We start from the raw sequence: 22,161 nt of genomic DNA, 5'->3' as shown, positions 1-22,161 counted from the left end.
GTTTTCATGTTCGATGTCCGCAAGGCGACGCCGCTGCCCGCATGCTGGTGTTGCGCGCTGCTGGCGCTGCCGCTGGGCTGCGCCGCTGCCGACGGCTATACCTTCGATCCCGCGCTGCTGCGCGGCAGCGTGCTGAGCAACAGCGCCCTGAGCCAGTTCAACCAGCAGGACGCCGTCGCTCCCGGCAGCTATCAGATCGATCTGTACCTCAACGGCCAATTTCTCGAGCGCGACCAAATTCGCTTCGTGCGCGCAGGCAAGCAGGTGCTGCCCTGTTTCGATCGGCCGCAGCTGACGCGCTTCGGGCTGAAAAATCCGCCGGCGGCCGCCGAAGCGGAATGCCTGCTGCCCGGTCGGGATCTCAAGGACATCGCGGTGAACGCCGATATTTCGCGGCTGCGGCTGGATCTCAGCATTCCGCAGGCGCTGTTGAACGGCCAGCCACGCGGCAGCGTCAACCCCGCCAGTCTGGACAGCGGCGAATCGATGGCCTTCGTCAATTACAACCTCAACCAGTACCACGTCAGCTACCGACAGGGGCAAACTCGCGATCTCGACTCGACCTACGCCAACCTGAACGGCGGGTTCAACCTCGGGCTATGGCGCTACCGCCAGCAGTCCAGCTACCGCTACGATCGGGAGTTCGGCGGCCACCTGGACACCAGCCGCCGCTACGTGCAGCGCGCGATCTTGCCCTGGCGCAGCGAAATGCTGTTGGGCGAAGGCTTTACCGACGGGCACTTCTTCTCCGGCCTGGGCTTTCGCGGCATTCAGCTCAGTTCGGACGACCGCATGCTGCCGGATTCCCAGCGCGGCTATGCGCCGGTGGTGCGCGGCGTGGCAAAAAGCAACGCGCGCGTGACGGTGCTGCAGGGCAAAAGCACGCTGTATGAAACCACCGTCGCGCCGGGGCCGTTCGCCATCAACGATCTGTACGCCACCAACTACGCTGGCGATCTCACCGTGGTGGTGACGGAAGCCGACGGCAGCGTCAGCACCTTCACCGTGCCGTTCGCCGCGGTGCCGGAATCCATCCGCCCCGGCCAGTCGCGCTACTCCGCGATCGTCGGCCGTTCCCGCTACGTCGGCGACAACGATCTGTTCAGCGAAGTGACCTGGCAGCACGGCCTGACCAACGCCCTGACCTTCAACCTCGGCAACCAAATGGCGGACGGCTACCAGGCGATGATGCTGGGCGGGGTATACAGCAGCTGGCTGGGCGCTTTCGGCATGGATACCACCTATTCCCACGCCAGCCTGCCGGACGGCGGCGCCTCCGGCTGGATGCTGCACCTCTCTTACAGCCGAACCTTCAGCCCGACGGATACCACGCTATCCATCGCCGGCTACCGCTACTCTACCGAGGGCTTTCGCGATCTCAGCGACGTGCTCGGCGTGCGGCGCGCCGCCGTCACCGGCCAAAACTGGCAGTCCGACTCCTACCGCCAGCGTTCGCGTTTCGAAGTCGCCGTCAATCAGGGGATGGGGGCGTTCGGCAGCCTGACGATGTCCGGCTCGACTCAGGACTACCGCGATCAGCGCGGCCGCGACAATCAGCTCCAGCTGGGCTGGGGAAAAACCTTCGGCAACGGCGTGGCACTTAACCTCTCCGTCACCCGCACCCGCAGCCTGGGCTACAGCAACGGCGACTACCGCGGCTACGGGCCGCTGGATAACGTCTACAGCGCGCCGCTGGCGCAGAACACGCAGACCGTCACCGCCCTGTCGCTGAGCTTCCCGCTCGGCCGTTCGTCATCCGCCCCCAGCGTCTCGCTGCTGGCCAACCACAGCCAGGGCCAGGGCCAGGGGGGCAACTATCAGGCTGCGCTGTCGGGCAGCGTCGGCGACAAACAGCCGGTCAGCTACGGCCTGAACTTCACCACCGACGACGATCGCCAACAAAGTATCTGGGGCGGCAACCTGCAAACCCGTCTGCCTTACGCCAACGTCACCGGCTCGTTCTCCACCGCGCGCCAGTACCGACAAGGCTCCCTGTCGCTGCAGGGGGCGGTGGTGGCGCACCGCGGCGGCGTGACATTAGGGCCGTATGTCGGCGACACCTTCGCCCTGATTGAGGCACCCGGCGCCAGCGGCGCACGGGTGATGGACGGCCAGGGCGCGCGCGTCGATCGCTTCGGCTACGCCCTGGCGCCGTCGCTGGTGCCCTATCACTACAACACCGTCGCGCTGAACCCCGAGGGCATGAACGACAAAGCGGAACTGGAAGACAGCCAGCGGCGCGTGGCTCCTTATGCCGGAGCCACGGTGCGCCTGCACTTCAACACCGTGCGCGGCCAGGCGCTGCTGATCACCGCGCAGCGGCCCGATAACACGCCGATCCCGATGGGCGCCAACGTGTTGGACAACGCGGGCAACAACGTAGGCATGGTCGGCCAGGCCAATCAGGTGTATCTGCGCAGCGATAAGCGCGCCGGGGAACTGATGCTGAACTGGGGCGACGCCCCCGGCCAGCAGTGCACGCTGCATTATCGCCTGCCCGCCGGGGAAGACGGCCCGATTCAACGGCTCAGCGCCCCGTGCCGCTAGCCCGTTAAACTTATTTTCAGGAGAGACGATGAAACGCATTTTTTACCCGATTGCCGCCCTGGCGCTGCTCGCCCTGTCGCTGTTCGGTGCACCCGCCGCGCTGGCGCAATGCACCCGGGTTTCTCCCGCGATCGATTCCGGTTGCGATCCCTGCGGGGTGGGCACGGCGCTGGGCCGGGTTAACCTGACCAGCACTTACCTGCAGCCCGTCGGCACGCCGCTGGGCACCAGCGTGTTCGATCTTACGTCCGGCACGCGCTATCCCGATCCCAACAAGGTGTTGTATGAATGCGACGCCGGCGACGCGGGGCAGATCTATGAAGTCTTCGCCACCAACGGCGACGATCGCGTCGGTGGCTATTACGATCTGGGTGCCCAGGACGGTAACCCCAACTACTACGCCACCTACTTCCCCTACGTCGGCATCCGCCTGACCCATCTGGATTCCGGTAAGGTTTTTACCCGCTACTGGCAGTCGGCGCCGATTACCCGCTACGCCACCGTCGGCAGCAAAATTCAGATCCGGGTGAAAGACTTCAGCGCCATCCGTGCCGATTTGATCCGCATCAGCTCGCTGCCGGGCGCGGGCGCCAGCAACTACTGCGGCTACAGCGCCGGCAACCCGCTGGTGGGCATGGCCTCGACCACCGGCAATTCGAACTATACCTGCACGCAGCCGAACGGCTATGTCACCTTTCAGGGGCCCGGCATCGCCTCGGATCCTATCGGCAGCGACTCCGCCACCAACTACGCCACCTGGGGCACCGGGCGCTGGAACGCGATGGGCATGGGCACCGCACCGATCTCCTCATTGACCTATACCGCCACATGCGTGGCGCGCAACGTCACGCCGCTGGTGATCCTGCCGACCATATCCGTCAGCCAGTTGACCGCCGGGCAAACCTCACAGGCGCAGTTCACCATCAATATCGAATGCGACAACGCCGCCGTGTCCGGCGTCAGCAGCAACAATACCGCCCTCGGCCTGCAGGTGCCGTATGAAAGCTACGTCGCGGCGCAGCAGCTCGGGCTGGTCAGCGCCAACGGCGGCGTGAGCTACCTGCTCTCCAGCGGCTACGGCACCGACAGCAGCGTCGCCACCGGCGTGGGCATCGCACTCGCCAACGCCGGCAACGGCGCGCCGATGAACTTCGTCGGCTGGGCGCGCTGCAGCACCGGGCAATGCCCGCAAGGTAATGACGCCGGCTGGTACCCGGTGCTCAACGGCGCCAGCGGCGGCGGCAGCACCGCGGCAGGGTTTACCCACTACACCACCCAGCTCACCGCCACGCTCGCCCGGCTGCCCGGGCAAACCGTCACCGCCGGCAAAGTGGACGCCAGGGCCTACGTCTGGGTTAAGGTGCAATGATGAGAAAGAAATATCTGACGATGTGGTGCGCCCTGCTGCTGGCGCTGGCGACCATGGGCGCGCAGGCGGGCATCATCGCCTCCGCCACCCGGGTGATTTTCCGCGAGGGCGACACGGAAAAAACCCTGATGCTGCTCAACACCAACGGCTATCCGATCGTGGCGCAAACCTGGGTCGATAACGGCGACGTCAACGCCGCCCCCGAGCTGTCGCGCGCGCCGTTTGTCACCCTGCCCAGCGTATTCGCCCTGCCGCCTTCGGCGCTGAAAGGGCTGCGGATCCTGTTTGCCGGCGCGGCCCTGCCCACCGACAGGGAGTCGGTGTTCTGGCTTAACCTGTATGAGATCCCGCCCAACCGGCCGACCACGCCGCCGCTGGCGTCGCGCGTGACGCTGGCGATGAACACGCAGATGAAAATCTTCTACCGCCCCAAAGCGCTAAAGGGAAACGCCGAAAACGCGGCCGAGGCCGTCTCGTTCTCGCTGCAAAAATCGCCGGGCGGCTATCTGCTGCGCTGCCACAACCGGTCGGCGTTTTATCTCTCCTTCGCCCGCATCGCCGTGCATACCGACAGGCGTGATTACCCGGTGCGACAAGAAAGCGACATGATGACCGCGCCGTTCAGCATGCGAGATTATCACCTCGACGGCGTTGCGGCGCCGACACTTCCTTCACAGATCACCGTTCAGGCCACCCTCATCAACGACCAGGGCCAACAGATCGTCAAGTCATACACAGCAAACCCATAACGATAAAAAGCAGCACATTTTTTAAGTACAGGAAATAGGGAAAAATGAGTCTAAGCAGATTCCAGCTACAGTTTCACCTGGAGAAACAGGCCAACAACATCAGGCAGTCACCGGGATTTCACGCCGCCATCGTCAAACACGGGGAGTTGTTGAAAGAGACCTACAAGAAACATCCGCTGTTTTACAAAATCATCTTCAGGAACAGCCGGTTCATCATTTGTTCCACCATCCTGTCCATTTACTACCACCAGCCCGCCGCCGGGCTGAAAGACATCAAAGCCTTTTTTAAAGGAAAGAACATGATCAGCGAGAACTCCCTGGACTCCTTTCTGTTCTTTCTGCGGGTCGGCCGCCGGCTGGAGGTCAAACCCTGCGAACATGACAAACGCCAGCTGCGCTATAAGCCTACGCCGCACGCGCTGGCGGAAACCCAGGCGCTGATCGCCTCCATGGCGCGGCCCTATCAGGCGCTGGCGCCACAGATGCCCATCGCGGCGCTGCTGGCGGCGCCCGACTTTCTGCCCACCTTTTTCGCCGCCTACGGGCAGCTGATGCTCAAGGAGATCTACCTGATCGATCTGGTGCCGCAATCCGGGCTGTTTATCAGCAAGGACGCCGGCCACATGGTGCTACTGATGCTGCATATCGAAAGCATCCGGCAGGACTCCCCCTTTCTGCTGCTCTCCTCGGCGAAAATCGCCAAGTCGTGCTCCGTCTCACGCGCGCACGTCAATCGCATCCTGCAGGCGGCGGAAAAATCGGGCCTGCTGACCACCACCAATAACGTAGTGATCGAACTCAACAGCTCGTTCTTTATCATGGCAGAGCGCTATTTCAGCCTCTATTTCGCGATGGTCGAATTCGGGCTTGAACGGGTTTGGCACACGCCGCAGGCCGCCGAGCCTCGCTGAGCCGTTTTACCGCTCCCGCAGCACCTTATCGATCAGCCCCCAGGCCGCCGCTTCGTCGGCGGTCATGAAACGATCGCGATCCAGCGCCTGCTCCACCGCCTCATCACTCAGGCCACAATGTTGGGCGTACAGCCGAATCACTCGCTCTTTGGTGCGCTTCATCTCTTCGGCGTGGATCAAGATGTCGGAGGCCTGCCCCTGAAAGCCGCCCAGCGGCTGGTGCACGTGCAGGCTGGCGTTCGGCAGAGCCATTCGGTGCCCCGGTTCGCCGGCCATCAGCAGGAACGAACCCATCGAACGCGCGGTACCCATGCACAGGGTATGAACCGGCGCACGCAGATACTGCATGGTGTCGTAAATCGCCAGCCCGCTGGTGATCGCCCCGCCCGGCGAGTTGATGTACAGGTGGACCGGTTTTTCCGGGTTTTCTGCCTCCAGAAACAGCAGCTGGGCGCACAGCATTTCAGCCACGTCGTCGTTGACTTCGCCGTTGAGGAACACGATCCGATCGCGCAGCAGGCGCGAATAAATATCAAAGGAGCGTTCTCCCCGGCTGGTCTGTTCCACCACCATCGGGACGAGCATCATCTTCTCACGCATCGGTGAACTCCTGGGTTGGCAACAAAGGGAAGTGTGTTTAACGCGTCAGGCGGCGCGCATCATCGTCGTCGGGCCGTCGTTGGCGGCGTCAAGCTGGTGAATAATCCGCAGCAGGCTGCCGCCGCCGGCATCCGGCACAATCTGCAGCGTCACCACGCTTTCGCGGAACGGCGGTTGGTCGTCACGCAGGCGGTAGCTCACCGCCTCGCCCGGCGTGGTGGCCAGCGGCTCGGCCTGCGCCAGGTCGCCCGTCGGCAGCCACTGCTCGCGCAGCTCGGGAATGCTGAGCGCCCGCCACACTTTTTCCGGCGGCGCATCGAGCGAATATTCCAACACCAGCCGATCGTGCGGCGGCTGCTCAGCCCGTTTGTTCATTGATCCATGTCCTTCAGTAAGGTTTGCAGCGCGTCGATGCGCGCCGGCCACCAGGCGCGATACTTCGCCAGCCACTGGGCGATCTGCGCCAGCCCGTCCGGGTCAACCTGATAATTGACGCAGCGCCCCTGCTTCGCCTCGCGCACCAGCCCGGCATTGCGCAGCACCGCCAGGTGTTGCGACATTGCCGACTGGCTGATGGGCAGCCCTTCGCGCAGCGCGCTGGCGTTCATGCTGCCGGCGGCGAGTTTGTCGAAGATGGTGCGGCGGGTCGGATCGGCCAACGCTTTGAAGATGTCATTTTCATTCATGTAAAAACATTAGTACCTACTTATTTATTGCGCAAGTTTTCGGCGTTGCGCATGCGGTAAAAACTGCAGGCCGGCTGTCCACTCCCTTGGTGAAGTCAATAAGTGAGCAGTACCTCGGCGTTGCTAAAATGTTGCGAATTTGTATATACAAGTATTGACACCCCAGCACAGCTGTATCATTTTCAAACAACCACTGCTGAGTGCCCTCTTTCTGAAAACTGTCAAGGAGCGATAATGACTGAAAAAAAACAGGCCTGCACATTACCGGTTAGCGTACAACTGCTAGGCACCGGTGGCCCACGTCCGGATCCGCAGCGGGCGGGGCCAGCGGCCATCGTCAAGATAGGTGATGAAACACTGCTGTTTGATGTCGGCCGAGGCGTTACCGTGCAAATGGTCCGGGCCGGGGTTGCGCTAGAGTCGTTGAAAGACGTATTTATCACTCACCATCACTTCGATCATATCGGCGATCTGTATGACGTAGTGCTCAGCACCTGGATCCACGGTCGCCGTCACGCCATCACCTTCTACGGCCCGCCGGATACCAAGCGCATCATGAATGCCTTGCTGACACAGGTATATGATAAAGATATCGAATGGCGCTCCGATGGCGAACCCACTCACGGCGGTTGGTCAGAGATCAAGGTCCACGACGTCGCGACCGGGTTAGTGGCCGAAACGGAAAACTGGCAGGTCTATGCCGAATCGGTCATACACGGACACGGCTTGGATGTCTCGCGCGCCTTTCTCAAGCGTTGGATCTGTTATGGCTATCGCGTAGAGACACAGGGTAAGACGATCGCTATCAGCGGCGATACGGTGGACTGTGCGGGCCTGCGCCGATTGGCCCAGGATGCCGACGTACTGGTGCAATGCTGTTACCTGGCCAACGAAGAAATCACCAACGAACACTTCCGCAAACTGGCCCGCCATACTCTGGCGTGCGGCGATACCGTCGGCAAGATAGCCGCCGCCTGTAATGTCGGCACCTTGGTGCTCACGCATCACCGTCCGCGCGATGATAACGGCATGATTGAACAACTGCGGCAGGAAGTGAGCCAGGACTTTAAGGGCCGGATAATTATTGCCAACGATCTGGACGAGGTGACGCTTTAAAACTGGCGCTCCCCGACTATCCCGTGGGAGCGCCTTTGACATTTATCCCCCTTTGCCGCCAAGCGGCTGCGGCGGCGCAAACGCAGTGGCCTCGGTCCCCTCCTGCGCTTCCAGCGCGAGGCGCGCCAGCGGCATGTCTTCGTGGTAGCGCGCCTCGGCGTTCAGGGTCTTCGAGTAGCGGTTGTACTTCCACCAGGCGTATCCCAGGAACACCACCAACCCACCGACGTTATAGAACACGATGGTCATGATGCTGGCGCCGGTCGGGAACGTCGAGGCAAAGAAACCAACGGTGAAGATGGCGATCAGCACGCTGACAATGGCGATGCCCTGCAGGCGCGAGCCCATTTTGAAATCGCGCGCCACCCGGTCGTACTTCAGCCGCAGATTCAGGTAGGCCAACATGATGAACAGCGGTGGCAGCATCGAGGCGGCGGCGGTCATGTTGATCAGCGTGTTCATCAAGTCCTGCACGCTGCTGGAACCCAGCGTCGGTATCAGCATCAGCGGGATGACGATGAAGAACTGGATCCAGGCCGCGCGCGTCGGCACGCCGTGCCGGTTCAGGCGAATAGTTTTCTCGCCGAAAATGCCCTTCGGGATCTCGGTGAAGAAAATCTTCACCGGCGCCGCCGTCCACATCAGCAGAGAACCGAACATGGCGGTGAAGGAAACAATGCCGACAAAGCGGTTCATCAGCACCGTCGGCAGGCCGAAGTGCGCCGACAGCCCTTCGAACACCTGTACCGTACCGCCGGTAAAGTGCAGATCGGTGCGGTGCACGAATACGTTAATCAGCAGCGAAGACACCGAATACAGCACGCCGATGAACAGCCCGGAAACGATGATCACCTTCACGAAGGCGCGGCTGCCGCCTTTCACATCGTTCACGTACACCGCCACGGACTCCGCCCCGCCCGCCGCCTGGAAGATCCAGGCGGTAATGCCGAGGAACGCCCAGTTGAAGTTCGGCGTCATCGCCTGCACGTTGATCGGATCGGCCGGCTCAATGCCGCCCAGCACCGCCGCGCCCGCCAGAACGATGTAGGAAAACGTCAGCAGCAGCATCAGCGATGAAGTGACGGAGGTCATCGGCCCCAGCAGTTTTGCGCCGCTGTTGGAGATGTAGGTCGAGAAGGCGAACAGGAAGATGCTGATGATCGCCGTGGTCAGCGGGGTAAACACGTAGTCATAGCCTAAAAACGCGTAAGAAGCGTAGGCGATGACGCGCGGCAGCAGCGCGGTGAAAAAGAACAGGTTCACGAACCAATAGGTGTAGGCGGTGATAAACGCCCAGCGCCCGCCGAGCGCGCTTTTCACCCAGGCATAAACGCCGGCCTCGGAGTTGCGGTTGAGCGAGACGAACTCGGCGATGATCAGACAAAAGGGAATGAAGTAAATGATCGTCGCCACCAGGAACACCGGCGACGAGGCGATGCCGAGCTGAATATTGTTGTTAATCACGTTGTTGAAACTGAACACTGCCGCAAACGTCATCGACAGCAGGCCAAACTTGCCGATGGTGTTTCTGTTCGACGCAGCCATAGAGATTCTCCGAATGGTGTAGGGGACTTCGGTTTGTTGTTATCGATCGGCGAGCGCGCTATTTATTGACGAAATAGCTGTCTTCCACCGTCACTTTTAAAATGACTTTTTTTACCTTGCCGCTTTCTGCGAAGCGGTGAGCCTGGTGGTTTTCGAAGATCACCACGTTGCCTTTGCCGACCCGGCGCCTCTCGCCTTCGCCGCTGAAAAACTCGCGGTCGGTTTCATCCTGATAGGGCGCCACCGTCGTCAGCGCCCGTTTGTCGGCAACCTCGACGGTTTCTTCCCCGTCGAGGTAATAGTGCACGTCGAAGTAACGGCGGTTGCCCTCCAACCAGCCGTGCTGGCGGCCGGCGCCGACGCTCAGCCGATACGTCAGCGAGTCGCCGATCGAATGGCACACGTTTGGGCTGATGCGATCGACATTGGCGATCGCTTCCATGCAGCGCAGCCACTTCTTGCCGCTGTGATAAATGCGCTGGAACTCCGCCAGGGATTCGAGAATGATCATGCGTTTTCCTCCGCAGACTGCGGGTGGTGGTGAGCGGGCGCGAAGTCATAATCGGCGAGCGCGGCGCCCTGCGTTTGCCGCCCGTCGAACGGCACCAGCGTGAAGCCGTAGCTGAACGGCGCCAGATAGACCCGGTGGGTATCCAGCACTTCGGAGCCCCAGGAGTTGGAGCCGAGGCCGAGGATCTGGTCGTCCAGGTTCAGCGTCAGGCAGTCGCTCGGCTCCAACTCGTTGATGTGTTGGGCCTGGTGCAGCATCTCGGCGCTGTAAGGCCACAGGCTGAAGTTGATCGGCCGCCGCGGTTGGATGAAGATCCCCTTGCCCGCCGCGTCCTGCAGGCTCAGCCAGCGCACGTCCTGCCGGTTGCCGTTGTCCTGCGGAAACGGATAGTGTTCGAACAGCGCCTCGGCGCGCTGCCGGTAGCGGCCGATGAGGTTGGCCCGGCAGCTGTCGCGGTAGTTCTCGCCCGGCCCGCGGCCGTAGTATTCCACCTGCTCGAAGCGGCGACTGATGCCGAAATCGAGACCGATTTTCGGGATAATCTGCCGGAAATCGCCATAAGGCTCACCGGACAGATCCAGGCTGACGTAGCCCTGCGGGGAGATGCGCCAGCGGTAGGTGCAGCGCATGCCGAAGTCGAACACCGGCGGCGCAATCAGGCTGTGCACCTCGAGCAGCAGATCTTCGCCCTGCCATTGCCGGCTGAGGCGGCGGAAGTGCTGCTGCATGATGGGGAAATGTTGCGGCAGCCAAATCCCCTCATATTCCTGTTTATGGTTATCGATCACCGGTTTGAAGAAGGTGATGCGCGGCGCGCGCCCCACCATTTCTTCATCGTCTACCCGCCACGACAGCAGTTCGCCGCTCAGCAGCGAGAACACCAGCTGGAACCGGCCGCCGCTGACGAGCAGCTGATGATGTTCCTCGCGGCATTGCAGCGCCGGCGCATCGGCCAGCGGTGGAGCCGGTAGCCGCGTCGCCGCCTGGCGCAGATGCTGGTAATGCCCCAGCCGCTGGCCGCTCTCGCTGTAGCGGGTGGCGCTGTCTTTATGCACCGCTACGTCGATCAGCGTTTCCCCCTGCCCCAGCGCCAACACCGGCAGATGCATGTCTTCGCTCTCGCCCGGCTGCAGATGCGGCAGCTTGAATTCGTAACTTGCCACCTGGCGGCCGTCGGTCTTGACGCTGACCTTCAGCGTGATGTCCGCCAGCGAACTGAACCAATAGCGGTTTTTCACCCGCAGCACGTCACCCGCACCCTCTTCCGCCGTCACCTCCACCGGGCACAGCACCTGCTGGTATTCCCGCAGGCCGGGGCCGGGGCGCTGGTCTGGGTAAATCAGGCCGTCCATGCAGAAGTTGTAGTTGTTCGGGTAGTCGCCGTAATCACCGCCGTACTGGTAGCGCTCGCGCCCCTGCTCGTCGTGGCTCAGCAGCCCGTGATCGCACCACTCCCAGATGTAGTGCCCCTGCAAACTGGCGTGACGGTTGAACACCGACTGGTATTCGAACAGCCCGCCGGGGCCATTGCCCATCGCGTGGGCGTACTCGCACAGGATGCGCGGTTTGGGGTGCGGGTATTCGCCGAAGGCGTTCATCATCGCCACGCGGGAATACATGGTGCTGATCACGTCGGTCACTTCGGCGTCGCGATCTTCTTCATAGTGGATCAGACGGGTCGGATCGAGCGCTTTGCAGCGCCGGGCCATGGCGCGAATGTTGCAGCCGTAGCCGGACTCGTTGCCCAGCGACCAGATGATGATCGACGGGTGGTTTTTCTGCGCCGCCACGTGGCGCTCGATGCGCTCGACGTAGGCCTGCTCCCAGCGCGGATCGTCGGTGATGCGGCTCAGATCGCCGACGTTGGCGAAGCCGTGGCTTTCCAAATCGGTCTCCGCCATCACGAACAGGCCATAGAGATCGCACAGCTCGTAAAAGCGCGGATCGTTGGGGTAATGGGCGGTGCGCACCGAGTTGATGTTGTGCTGCTTCATCAGCACGATGTCGCGCTCCACCCGCGCCATATCGACGGCGCGCCCTTTGCGGTGATCGTGATCGTGGCGGTTGACGCCGTGCAGCTTGAGGTAGCGCCCGTTGACGTACATCAGCCCGTCGCGCACCGCGATTTCGCGGAAACCCACCCGCTGCGGCACCACGCCCAGCAGGTTGCCGGCGCCGTCATACAGGCTGAGCAACAGCTGATACAGATAGGGATTTTCCGCATTCCACTGCTGCGGTCGGCTAACCGGCAGTTCGAAACGGCAGCTCAGCGCCTGCTCGATGCGCAGATCGTCGCGCCACTGCTCCGCCACGCAGCAATCGCCGTCGAACAGCTGCGCCTGCAGGCGGCAGCCCTCGGCGGCCTGCACACCGAGATGGCGCAGCTCGGCATCGATCGCCAACTGCGCGTCGCAATAGCGCTCATCAAAGGTGGTGACCAGTGTCAGGTCGTGAAGGTGAGTGGCGCTCTGGCCGATCAGATAGACATCGCGGAAGATGCCGGCCATCCACCACATGTCCTGATCTTCGATGTAGGTGGAATCGGCCCACTGCATCACCCGCACCGACAGCAGGTTCTCACCCTGCCGCACATAGGGGCTGATGTCGAACTCGGCGCACAGCCGGCTGCCCTTGCTGAAGCCGACATAGTCGCCGTTAACGTACACCTCGAAGTAGGTTTCCACGCCGTCGAATTTGATCAGCACCTGCTGATCTTGCCAGCCGGCGTCGAGCGTAAAGGGGCGCTGATAGGCTCCGGTGGGGTTGTTGGTCGGCACGTAAGGCACGTCGATCGGGAACGGGAAGCCCTCGTCGGTGTACTGCAGATGGCCGTGCCCTTCCAGCTGCCACATGCCCGGCACCGCCATATCGCCCCAGTCGTTCATCGGCTCCCGGTAAAACGCCGCCGGCACCTGCGCCGGGTGCTCGAAGAAGCGAAAACGCCAGCGGCCGCTCAGCAGCTGGAAGCGCCGGCTGGCGTTGCGATCGAAGCTCAGCGCCTGCCCGGCGTCCGCGTAGCTGAAGAAGCTCGCGCGCGGCGCCAACCGGTGCTCCGACTGTTTTTCAATGTTTTCCCAATTATTCACGTCACGTCTCCCGACACCTGTGCAATGCGGAAACGATAGTAAATATTTAGTAAAAACTACAGTTGATATTTACCAAATGACGACAGGATCACAATAAATCTCAAATGCCTTTTTTTATCATGACGTTAATTTTGGGCGCCAACGCAACGCCCCGCCGAGGCGGGGGCCGGTCAGGCGACGGTGGTGTCGCGCAGCTGCAGCGAGCTGGGAACGAAGATCGATAGCGGGACGGCGCGCTCATCGCGCAGCCGCTCCGCCAGCAGGTTGACGGCCTGTGCGCCCATGGTTTCCGAAGGGATGCGCACCGTGGACAAGGCGGGGAAAATAAAGCGGGCGGTGGGAATGTCGTTGACGCTGATCAGCGCGATCTGCCCCGGTACCTGAATGCCGTGTTCGTGCAGCGCGCGCAGCACGCCGATCGCGATCGAATCGGTCGCCACCAGCAGCGCCGGCGGATAGCCATTCTTGCTCTGCAACATCGCTTTGGCGCACTGGTAGCCCGACTGGCTGCTGAAATCACCGTGGTAAATGTCCTGCGCTCGCACCACGTTTTGCTGCCGGCCATACTCGACGAAAGCCTGCTCGCGCTGGTCGATGCCGGCCGGATCGTCGCGCCCGCCGATAAAGCCGATGCGCTGATAGCCGCGGCCGATGAAGTAGTCGATCACCTTGCGGCTGATCTTGTACAGGTCGACATTGACGCAGTCGAACCGCTCATCCTCCACCACGCCGTCGATGAATACGACCGGCGTTTCCTGCTGCCTGAGCTGCTCATACAGCGCGGGCTGTGGCCGGCCGATCACCAGCAGGCCGTCGGCCGCCGGCAGTGCCTTGTCGCCGTTGAAGTCATATCCGGCGCTCAGCGCCACGCCCAGCTTTTCGCACTGCGTTTCGATGCCGTAGCGCATCGCCAGGTAATAGGGATCGTTGATCTCCACGCCCTGCGTATAGGTGAACAGCGCGGCGAAATGCAGGCGTTGCCCGCTTTGCCGTTTGGAAGGCGCGACCTTGTATTCGAGGCGCTCCGCCGCTTCCAGGATCTTCTGGCGGGTTTGCGCCTTCACGCTCAGGGTGGGGTCGTCATTCAACACGCGCGAAACGGTGGCGACGGACACATTAGCGGCTTCAGCAATTTCCTTCAGTGTGGCCATAGAGTCCCAATGCACAGACGAAAAACGGTAGCTTAATCGGATAGCGCCACGACGTACAGCGCCGCCCGCCTCCTCTCCTTCCCAGACCGGGCCAGCGCACGCTCATGCCAGCCGTTGCCGGGCGCCTGCAGCGAAAGATACCCATTTCGCCCGCTGTGATCAAGTTAACGCTTTACTGATTTAAGCGTATTTTTTACTAAATATTTTACTAATATACCTGCCGTTTACCGCCCCATGAGGGCGGACTTTTTCTCTTCTCCCAGGGAGCCGGGAGCGACCTCGCGTGAGCCGCCGCTCGGCTGACGTTCCGATCCATCCAACACCAGGCTATGCCCCATGAAATCACTAAGCCATCACGCCCTGTTGCCCTTGTTGCTGCTCGTTAATGCGCCCGCCTGGGCGGCGCAGGAACCGGTGACCCCGGCGGAGCGCAATCAGCTCCCGCCGCCGCCGCTACCCGATAGCACCGCGACCGCCCTGCGTTTTTACGGCGAGCTCGGCATCGGCGGCAGCGTCTATTTGAACGGCGAACATCAGCATAAATACAGCGACGGCACCTATATCGAAGGTGGCCTGGAGATCAAACGGGGCCACTGGTTCGGCCTGATTTACGGCGAAGGCTGGACCGTGCAGGCGGACAGCCAGGGCCACGCCTGGACGCCGGACCACAGCTGGGGCGGCTTCGAGGGGGGGTTGAACCGCTTTTACGGCGGTTACCGCACCGACGACGGCACCGAGATGATGCTCAGCGTGCGCAACGATTCGTCGCTCGACGATTTGCAATGGTGGGGCGACTTCACGCCGGAGTATGGCTACGTGATCCCCAACACCCGCGATCTCAGCTACGCCGCCAAACTGCAAAACCTGACCGGGCGCTTTCGCTACAGCGTGACGGCGGCCCCGGAAAGCCGCATCGACGAGAGCAAGGCACTGCTGCACTTCGGTAAATACGACCGCTATTCCGACAAATATACCTACCGGGCGATGGTCAACGGCTACACCCAGTACGACCTGCAGGACAATCTGACGCTGCTGACCGGCCTGGAAGTGACCGACGGGCTGGGGCAGCTGTTTCTGCTGGGGCTGCGCGGCAAGCACCTGGCCGGCCGCGTCTGGCACCACACCGGCAAAGGCGACAGCGGCGGCCATCCCGGCAGCGAATCGGGCCTGATGCTCAGCGCGATGACGGAAACCGCCAAAGGGCTATATCTCTCCAGCGCCTACAGCTACGCCCGCCACCGGTTTGATAGCGCGGCGGACACCGCCACCTCATACGCCCAGTTTGGCGTCTGGTACGAATACGCCGGCGGCAAACTGGCCACCGCGCTGGACAGCAAATTCTTCATGCGCAACGACAGCACCGGTGCCAGCAACTCGGTGTTTCTGATGCAATATTTCTATTGGTAACCGTTGAGGCTCCTACGATGAACATGACTCCCCTGACCCCGCTGGCCACCGCCCTCATCCTCGCATGGGCGCTGACGGGCTGTGCGCCGAAAACGCCCGACGCCGACGCCCCGTTGGCCGAGCGCTATAAAAACGTCATCGACCGCCGCGGCGCGCCGCACTTTATGCTCGATTACGATTTCGACGATCACCAGCGCTTCAATCCGTTCTTCGATCTCGGCGCCTGGCACGGCCACCTGTTGCCGAGCGGACCGGAAGGCATGGGCGGTTTCCCCGGCCCGGCGCTGCTGACCGAAGAGTACATCAACTTTATGGCCAACAATTTCGATCGGCTCAGCGTCTATCGAGACGGTAAACCGGTGCATTTCACCATGATGGCCTACAGCCTGCCCGGCGCCCTGGTGCAGCGGCTCAGCGCGCCGGGCGTGACCGTCAACCTGACGCTGCGCTTCGCCGCCGCACGCACCTCGCTGCTGGAAACCCAAATCCTGACCGACACGCCGCTGGAGCTGGTGTGGGACGGTGAATTGCTGGAGCGCTACGCGGCCAAAGAGCAAAAACCGCAGCCGCCGGCGACCCTCGAGCAGGCGTTTCCGGACTACACGCGCCGCATTGTGCCGACCGCTGACGGCCTGCGCGTCACCTTCGGCAAGGTGCGCGCGCCGTCGCAGCTGATGACCTCGGGCCAGTCCGAGTATCAGATCCACAAATCGCTGCCGCAGCGCACCACCGTCGACGGCCACCGCTTCCGCGCCACGGCGCGCATCGCCGGTTCCACCACCCTGTACACCACCTACTCGCACCTGCTCACCGCCGAAGAGGCACAGCGCGAACAGCGTGCTATCGCCGATATCCTCGCTCACCCGCAGCGCTATATGGCCGCGTCGGCCCAGCGCTGGGAACGCTATCTCGCCACTGGGCTCAGCAACCCGCACGCCACGCCGGAACAAACCCGCGTGGCGGTCAAAGCGATGGAAACGCTGAACGGCAACTGGCGCGGCGCAGCCGGGGCGATGAAGTTCGACTCGGTCACCCCGTCGGTGACCGGGCGCTGGTTCTCCGGCAACCAAACCTGGCCGTGGGACACCTGGAAACAGGCCTACGCCATGGCGCACTTCAACCCGGACGTGGCCAAGGACAACATTCGCGCAGTATTCGCCTTCCAGATCCGGCCGGGCGACACCCTGCGCCCGTGGGACGCCGGTTTTCTGCCCGACCTTATAGCCTACAACCCCAGCCCGGAGCGCGGCGGCAACGGCAGCAACTGGAACGAGCGCAACACCAAGCCGAGCCTGGCGGCCTGGGCGGTGATGGCGGTGTATCGCGTCACCGGCGATAAGGACTGGCTGGCGGAGATGTACCCGAAGCTGGTGGCCTACCATGACTGGTGGCTGCGCAACCGCGATCACAACGGCAACGGCGTGCCGGAGTACGGCGCCACCCGCGACAAAGCGCACAATACCCCCGACGGGCGCATGTTGTTCACCGTCAAACGCGGGCAGCGCGAGCAAACGCTGGCCGGCCTCGACAATTACGATCGCATCGTGCGCGAGGGGCAGTACGACAGCATCGAGATCCCGGCGCAGACCGCCGCCTCCTGGGAGTCGGGCCGCGACGACGCGGCGGTATTCGGCTTTATCGATCCGGATCAATTGGCGCGCTACGTGGCGCAGGGCGGCAAACGCGAAGACTGGCAGGTAAAATTCGCCGAAAACCGCGCGCCGGACGGTACGCTGCTCGGCTACTCGCTGCTGCAGGAGTCGGTGGATCAGGCCAGCTATATGTACAGCGACAACCGCTATCTGGCGGAGATGGCCGATATTCTGGGCCGCGGTGCCGAGGCCGCTGCCTTCCGCGCCAAAGCCGACCGGCTGGCGGCCTACATCAACACCTGCATGTTCGACAAGCAGAGCGGTTTCTTCTATGACATCCGCATCGAAAGCCGGCCGTTGGCCAACGGCTGCGCCGGCAAACCGATCGTCGAACGCGGCAAAGGGCCGGAAGGCTGGTCGCCGCTGTTCAACGGCGCCGCCAGCCAACCGCACGCCGATGCGGTGGTCAGGGTGATGAAGGATCCGCGCGAGTTCAATACCTACGTGCCGCTCGGCACCGCGGCGCTGACCAATCCGGCGTTCGGTGCGGACATCTACTGGCGCGGCCGCGTGTGGGTCGATCAGCTGTATTTCGGCCTCAAGAGCATGGAGCGCTACGGCTATCGCGACGATGCGGTGGCGATGGCGCAGGCCTTCTTCCGCCACGCCGACGGCCTGGTCGCCGACGGGCCGATCCGCGAGAACTACAACCCGCTCACCGGCAAGCAGCAAGGCGCGCCGAACTTCTCCTGGAGCGCGGCGCACCTGTACATGCTGTATAACGACTTCTTCACGCAATAAGCCGCAGCGGCCACCGCCATCGTTGCCCGGCGGTGGCCCGCGTTTATGAGCGGATCGGGATCACCAGCACGTCGATATTCAGCTGGTTGATGGCATTGCGGGTGGAAGAAAACAGGTTGCTCCACAGATCGTGGTGATGGCCGAACACCAGCAGATCGATGTTCTTATCCACGACTGCCGTACGCAGTTCGTCGACTAAGCCGCCGCGCCCGATAATCACCTCCGCGATCGGGTAATTGACGTTTTGCGTGGTGGGCTCCAGCTCTTTGCGGATCTTCTCTTCGAACGGCACGCCGTCATAGCTGCGCTCCGAAAAGCCGATCGCCGCGTGGTAGGTGTCGTAGTGAACGTCCACATAGATCAGTGAGAGTTTGGCCTGCAGCGCCTCCGCCAGCAGCGCCCCCTTTTCGACCAGCCGTTTGCCGTCATCGCTCAGATCGGTGGCGATGACAATATGGTGGTAACACATAGCGCCTCCTGTCATGGACTCGGTAGAGCCGAGGCTCCGATATCACGCCGGGGTCATATCGTTATGGTTAATTTTAGTTCAGAAATGGCGCGTATGACGGGTGGCGACGCGGTCGGAAAGCCCCGTTGCCGGGGCTGAAGGCAAAAATTACTTCTCGCGCTGCGCCTCAAACCAGACGTTGCACAGCGACAGGATCAGCGTGTTGGCGTCTTTCACCAGCACGTTATCGCCGGGCACCCCATCGGTGCCCTGATCGGTGATGCCTTTGATGGCGGTATCCGCGTGCTGAATGGCCACGCGTTCGACCGACGGCGTGCTGATGCCCAGCATCGGGAAATCGATGTAGGAGCTGCTGCCGGAATTGTCCTCGACAAACTCCTGCGCTTCTACGGTGCTGACGGTGGCCCCTTCGCTTTTCAGCGCAGTGCCGTTCCAGCTGAACGCATCCGCTTTGTAGCTGATTTTGCCGCCGATCAGGCTCTGCGCCTGCTGTTGATCCCAGCAGCCGGTGGTCTGGGTCGGCACAATTTTACTGACGCGCCAGTTGCCCAGCAGCTGTTTGGGGATCGGCCCGGTATCGCTCTCCGCCGCCCGAACCTGAGTCGCCGAGACGCAGGCCAACACCACCAGCGGCAGCAGCGCCTTGCTCCAAGTGTTCAATCGCATTGTCTTTTCCTTCGTTTCAGTACCCAGTCTGCCCTCACGGGCCAACGGCTATCATAATAAGCCCGCCGATTCGCCGTCAAAACAATCCGCACCGCGCCAGGCGGCGGCCGCTCATAGCTAATCGCTATGAGTCATAGTGAATCAGTATTTTGTTTTAGCCCAGCGATTACCTACAGTCACTGCCACTATTCTGCCCGCCAAAATTAGCAGGCAATGTTGACAAGGACCCTGGGAAAATGACATTTACGCTGAAAAACCTCACCCTGGCGCTGGCCGCCGCCGGCACGCTGCTGCTGACCGCCTGTGGCCCGACGGCACAGGACGATCACCACATCAAGGTCGGCATCAGCGCCGGTATCGATCAGTCGCTGTGGGCGGTGGTGCAAAAGGTCGCCAAGCAGAAATACGATCTGGACGTGGAGGTGGTGACCTTCAACGACTACGTGCTGCCGAACGAAGCGCTGAACAACGGCGATCTGGACGTCAACGCCTTCCAGCACAAGCCGTATCTGGACAAGCAGATGCAGGAGCGCGGCTACAAGCTGGCGGCGGTGGGCAACACCTTCGTCTACCCGATCGCCGGCTATTCGAAGAAGATAACCGCACTCAGCCAGCTGCCGGACGGCGCGCAGGTGGCGGTGCCGAACGATCCGACCAACCTGGGCCGCTCGCTGCTGCTGTTGCAAAAACAGGGGCTGATCACCCTGAAAGAGGGCGTCGGCCTGCTGCCGACCGCGCTGGACATCGTCGGCAACCCGAAAAAGCTGAAGATCGTCGAGATTGAAGCGCCGCAGCTGCCGCGCGCGCTGGACGATCAGAAAGTGACGCTGGCGATCATCAACACCAACTATTCCAGCCAGATCGGCCTGTCGCCGGCCAAGGACGGGCTGTTTGTCGAAGACAAAAACTCCCCGTACGTCAACATCTTCGCCAGCCGCATCGACAACAAAGACAGCGAGAAAGTGAAGGATCTGGTCAAGGCCTATCAGACCGACGAAGTGGCGGCCAGCGCCGCCGACATCTACAAGGGCGACGCCGTCAAAGGCTGGTAACCCTCCCCCGCATGCCCGTGGCGCCCGGCCACGGGCGATGGCAACCTCAGCCGCGCTGGATGGACACGCCGCCGTCCACCAGCATCGCGGTGCCGGTAACGAATGAGGAAGCGTCAGACGCCAGATACAGCGCCGCCTGCGCGATCTCCTCCGGCATCGCCAGCCGCTTCAGCGCGTGCAGATCGGCCACCTGCGCCAACGCCTCCGGGGTATTGCTCATCTGCCGGCCCATCGCCGTATCGGTGCCGCCCGGCAGCAGCGCGTTCACCCGAATGCCGCGCCCGCCGAACTCCACCGCCAGCGCCTGCGTCAGGCCGATCAGCCCCGACTTGCCGGCCGCATAGGCCGCCGTGCCGGGAAACGCCGCGGTATGGCCGACGAAGGTGGAGGTGAAAATCACCGAGCCCGCGCCACGCGCCAGCATGGCGGGGATTTGATATTTGGCGCCGTAGTAGGCGCTGGACAAGTTGGTTTCCAGCACCTCGCGCCATTCTGGCGCGGTGAGCGCCAGCGACGGCCCCAGTGGCCCCAGCGTGCCGGCGTTGTTGAAGGCGATATCCAGCCCGCCGAATTCGTCGACCGCCGTCGCCGTCAGCCGTTCGGCGAAGGCTTCATCGCGCACGTCGCCCGCCACCGCGAGCGCCCGGCCGCCCTCGCGCCGAATGTCCTCCACCAGCTCCGCCAACAGCCGCTCGCGCCGCGCCCCCAACACCAGCGCAGCCCCCTGGCGGGCGAACAGCAGCGCCGCCGCCCTGCCGATCCCCGAACTGGCGCCGCCGATCACCGCCACCTTGCCGTTCAATGCGTTCATCGCTCATCCTCACGCGGTTTAAAGATCCTCAGTGTGAAGCAAGATCCCGCGCCGCGCTGGCCGCAAGCGGACATGTAACTGACGCCAATAAAAAAGGCGCTGCAAGCAGCGCCCCGGCAACGCGGATCTGACGGTTAACTCACGGCCTGGCCGCATACTTCTGCATCGTGGCCGGCGTCACCAGCTCGAACGGGATCCAGTAATACGGCTCGAGCTTTTCACCGTTGATCATGCGCTGCGCCACATCGACCGAGGCTTTGCCCTGCCCGACCGCGTCCTGGAACACCGTGACCTGCATCTTGCCGGAGGCCAGCGCCTTGAGGCCGTCCGGCGTGGCGTCGATGCCGCCGATCAGCACTTTCTTGTCCGCCTTGCCCGCCTGCTGCAGCGCCATGATTGCGCCGATCGCCATCTCGTCGTTGTTGGCGGCGACGATGTCGATCGCTTCGCCGTTGGTCAGCCAGTTCATCATCAGGTCCATACCTTCACTGCGTGAATAGTTGGCGCTCTGCTTCTGCACCACCTTCATTTTCGGGTACTTGCTCACCACCTGCTCCACGTCTTTGGTGCGCTGCAGCGCGCCGGCGTCGGTCAGGTTGCCGATCATCACCGCCACGTTGCCCTGATAGCCGGCCAGCCGCGCCAGCTCTTCCATCTGCAGCGTGCCGGATTCCCGCTCGTCGGAGCCGACGAACACCACGCCCTGCGGCAGTTTGGCGTCGCCCGGCGTGCGGTTCACGTACACCAGCGGCACGCCGGCGGCCTGCACCATTTTGGTCATCACCGGCGTGCTGGCCGAGTTGACCGGATCGACGATAATCGCGTCCACCCCGGCGCTGATAAAGCTCTGCACCTGATCGGTCTGGCGGCCGACGTCGCCGCGCGCGTCCTCAAACTGCACGGTGATGCCGCGCGCCTTGGCCTCCTTGTCGATCGCCTGGCGGATGATGGTGAGGAAGTTCTGGTCGAAATAGGCCATCGACACGCCGATGGTTTGCGCCCATGCCGGGGTAGACGCGCACAGCGCCACCGCCAGCCACAACACTTTCAGGTAATTCATGATGTGTCCCCCGGTAAAAAAACGCCGCCGGC

19 protein-coding genes are annotated in these 22,161 nt (G+C 62.4%); 8 read left to right on the top strand and 11 right to left on the bottom strand.

Annotated elements, in window-relative coordinates; translation table 11 throughout:
• The first annotated feature begins 6 nt into the window (after positions 1–6).
• From ACJ8HT_RS11725 to ACJ8HT_RS11710, 4 genes are read left to right on the top strand one after another with little or no spacing between them, the layout of a single operon-like run.
• Positions 7–2,547 carry a fimbria/pilus outer membrane usher protein gene (locus tag ACJ8HT_RS11725; protein WP_197651968.1) on the top strand — a complete coding sequence of 847 codons (2,541 nt, stop codon included), beginning with the start codon at positions 7–9 and terminating at the stop codon, positions 2,545–2,547.
• A gap of 28 nt (positions 2,548–2,575) precedes the next feature.
• Complete coding sequence (locus tag ACJ8HT_RS11720; RefSeq protein WP_197651969.1) at positions 2,576–3,916, top strand: fimbrial protein; 1,341 nt, start codon at positions 2,576–2,578, stop codon at positions 3,914–3,916.
• A complete protein-coding gene (locus tag ACJ8HT_RS11715; RefSeq protein WP_197651970.1) occupies positions 3,916–4,665 on the top strand; it encodes a fimbrial biogenesis chaperone in 750 nt (249 codons plus the stop codon). The genes ACJ8HT_RS11720 and ACJ8HT_RS11715 overlap by 1 nt, the downstream gene beginning before the upstream one ends.
• A 44-nt stretch (positions 4,666–4,709) precedes the next feature.
• The gene (locus ACJ8HT_RS11710; RefSeq protein WP_060419394.1) at positions 4,710–5,576 is read left to right on the top strand and encodes a hypothetical protein; all 867 of its coding nucleotides are present in this window, start codon (positions 4,710–4,712) and stop codon (positions 5,574–5,576) included.
• A gap of 6 nt (positions 5,577–5,582) precedes the next feature.
• Here ACJ8HT_RS11710 and ACJ8HT_RS11705 read toward each other — a convergent pair whose 3' ends face one another.
• From ACJ8HT_RS11705 to ACJ8HT_RS11695, 3 genes are read right to left on the bottom strand one after another with little or no spacing between them, the layout of a single operon-like run.
• Positions 5,583–6,176, bottom strand: coding sequence for an ATP-dependent Clp protease proteolytic subunit (locus tag ACJ8HT_RS11705; RefSeq protein ID WP_197651971.1), 594 nt, complete (start codon positions 6,174–6,176; stop codon positions 5,583–5,585).
• A 45-nt stretch (positions 6,177–6,221) separates the two neighbouring features.
• The gene (locus tag ACJ8HT_RS11700) at positions 6,222–6,551 is read right to left on the bottom strand and encodes an SRPBCC family protein (RefSeq protein ID WP_194570947.1); all 330 of its coding nucleotides are present in this window, start codon (positions 6,549–6,551) and stop codon (positions 6,222–6,224) included.
• On the bottom strand, positions 6,548–6,862 hold the full coding sequence (locus ACJ8HT_RS11695; protein ID WP_047727753.1) for an ArsR/SmtB family transcription factor: 315 nt from the start codon (positions 6,860–6,862) through the stop codon (positions 6,548–6,550). Before ACJ8HT_RS11695 ends, ACJ8HT_RS11700 begins: the two co-directional genes overlap by 4 nt.
• 234 nt (positions 6,863–7,096) lie before the next feature.
• On the opposite strand from ACJ8HT_RS11695, the gene ACJ8HT_RS11690 reads away from it, so the two are divergent.
• The gene (locus ACJ8HT_RS11690; RefSeq protein ID WP_195873635.1) at positions 7,097–7,978 is read left to right on the top strand and encodes an MBL fold metallo-hydrolase; all 882 of its coding nucleotides are present in this window, start codon (positions 7,097–7,099) and stop codon (positions 7,976–7,978) included.
• A gap of 42 nt (positions 7,979–8,020) precedes the next feature.
• On the opposite strand, the gene ACJ8HT_RS11685 is transcribed toward ACJ8HT_RS11690, so the two are convergent.
• From ACJ8HT_RS11685 to ebgR, 4 genes are all read right to left on the bottom strand, one after another.
• Positions 8,021–9,523 (bottom strand): amino acid permease, encoded by a 1,503-nt coding sequence (locus ACJ8HT_RS11685; protein ID WP_194572397.1) that lies wholly within the window; start codon positions 9,521–9,523, stop codon positions 8,021–8,023.
• Between the two features lie 58 nt (positions 9,524–9,581).
• Positions 9,582–10,034 carry a beta-galactosidase subunit beta gene (locus ACJ8HT_RS11680; protein WP_049202531.1) on the bottom strand — a complete coding sequence of 151 codons (453 nt, stop codon included), beginning with the start codon at positions 10,032–10,034 and terminating at the stop codon, positions 9,582–9,584.
• Positions 10,031–13,120 carry a beta-galactosidase subunit alpha gene (gene ebgA / locus ACJ8HT_RS11675; protein ID WP_197651972.1) on the bottom strand — a complete coding sequence of 1,030 codons (3,090 nt, stop codon included), beginning with the start codon at positions 13,118–13,120 and terminating at the stop codon, positions 10,031–10,033. The genes ACJ8HT_RS11680 and ebgA overlap by 4 nt, the downstream gene beginning before the upstream one ends.
• 170 nt (positions 13,121–13,290) lie before the next feature.
• Complete coding sequence (gene ebgR, locus ACJ8HT_RS11670) at positions 13,291–14,271, bottom strand: transcriptional regulator EbgR (RefSeq protein WP_049202529.1); 981 nt, start codon at positions 14,269–14,271, stop codon at positions 13,291–13,293.
• Between the two features lie 336 nt (positions 14,272–14,607).
• Between ebgR and ygjJ the strand changes: the two genes are divergently transcribed.
• Both ygjJ and ygjK read left to right on the top strand, forming a co-directional pair.
• Entirely contained in the window at positions 14,608–15,678 is a 1,071-nt protein-coding gene (gene ygjJ / locus ACJ8HT_RS11665) for a protein YgjJ (RefSeq protein ID WP_197651973.1), read from the top strand.
• Between the two features lie 17 nt (positions 15,679–15,695).
• A complete protein-coding gene (gene ygjK, locus ACJ8HT_RS11660; RefSeq protein WP_197651974.1) occupies positions 15,696–18,071 on the top strand; it encodes an alpha-glucosidase in 2,376 nt (791 codons plus the stop codon).
• Between the two features lie 43 nt (positions 18,072–18,114).
• On the opposite strand, the gene ACJ8HT_RS11655 is transcribed toward ygjK, so the two are convergent.
• The gene (locus ACJ8HT_RS11655; protein WP_197651975.1) at positions 18,115–18,540 is read right to left on the bottom strand and encodes a universal stress protein; all 426 of its coding nucleotides are present in this window, start codon (positions 18,538–18,540) and stop codon (positions 18,115–18,117) included.
• Positions 18,541–18,687: 147 nt separating this feature from the next.
• The gene (locus ACJ8HT_RS11650) at positions 18,688–19,206 is read right to left on the bottom strand and encodes a hypothetical protein (protein WP_049202527.1); all 519 of its coding nucleotides are present in this window, start codon (positions 19,204–19,206) and stop codon (positions 18,688–18,690) included.
• Positions 19,207–19,442: 236 nt separating this feature from the next.
• Here ACJ8HT_RS11650 and metQ point away from each other — a divergent pair, with 236 nt between their 5' ends.
• Positions 19,443–20,258: a methionine ABC transporter substrate-binding lipoprotein MetQ gene (metQ, locus tag ACJ8HT_RS11645; protein ID WP_047727757.1), complete on the top strand. Its 816-nt coding sequence runs from the start codon at positions 19,443–19,445 to the stop codon at positions 20,256–20,258.
• A 46-nt stretch (positions 20,259–20,304) separates the two neighbouring features.
• On the opposite strand, the gene ACJ8HT_RS11640 is transcribed toward metQ, so the two are convergent.
• Both ACJ8HT_RS11640 and ACJ8HT_RS11635 read right to left on the bottom strand, forming a co-directional pair.
• Positions 20,305–21,069, bottom strand: a complete 765-nt coding sequence (locus tag ACJ8HT_RS11640; RefSeq protein WP_049274233.1) for an SDR family oxidoreductase — start codon at positions 21,067–21,069, stop codon at positions 20,305–20,307.
• 139 nt (positions 21,070–21,208) lie between these two features.
• Positions 21,209–22,129, bottom strand: a complete 921-nt coding sequence (locus tag ACJ8HT_RS11635) for a sugar ABC transporter substrate-binding protein (RefSeq protein WP_197651976.1) — start codon at positions 22,127–22,129, stop codon at positions 21,209–21,211.
• Between the last annotated feature and the right edge of the window lie 32 nt (positions 22,130–22,161).

The organism is Serratia sp. CY44782, from assembly GCF_052168715.1.
GTDB classification, from domain to species: domain Bacteria; phylum Pseudomonadota; class Gammaproteobacteria; order Enterobacterales; family Enterobacteriaceae; genus Serratia; species Serratia nevei.
The sequence above is the reverse complement of the archived record's forward strand: the minus strand, read 5'-3'. Positions and strand labels throughout refer to the sequence as shown.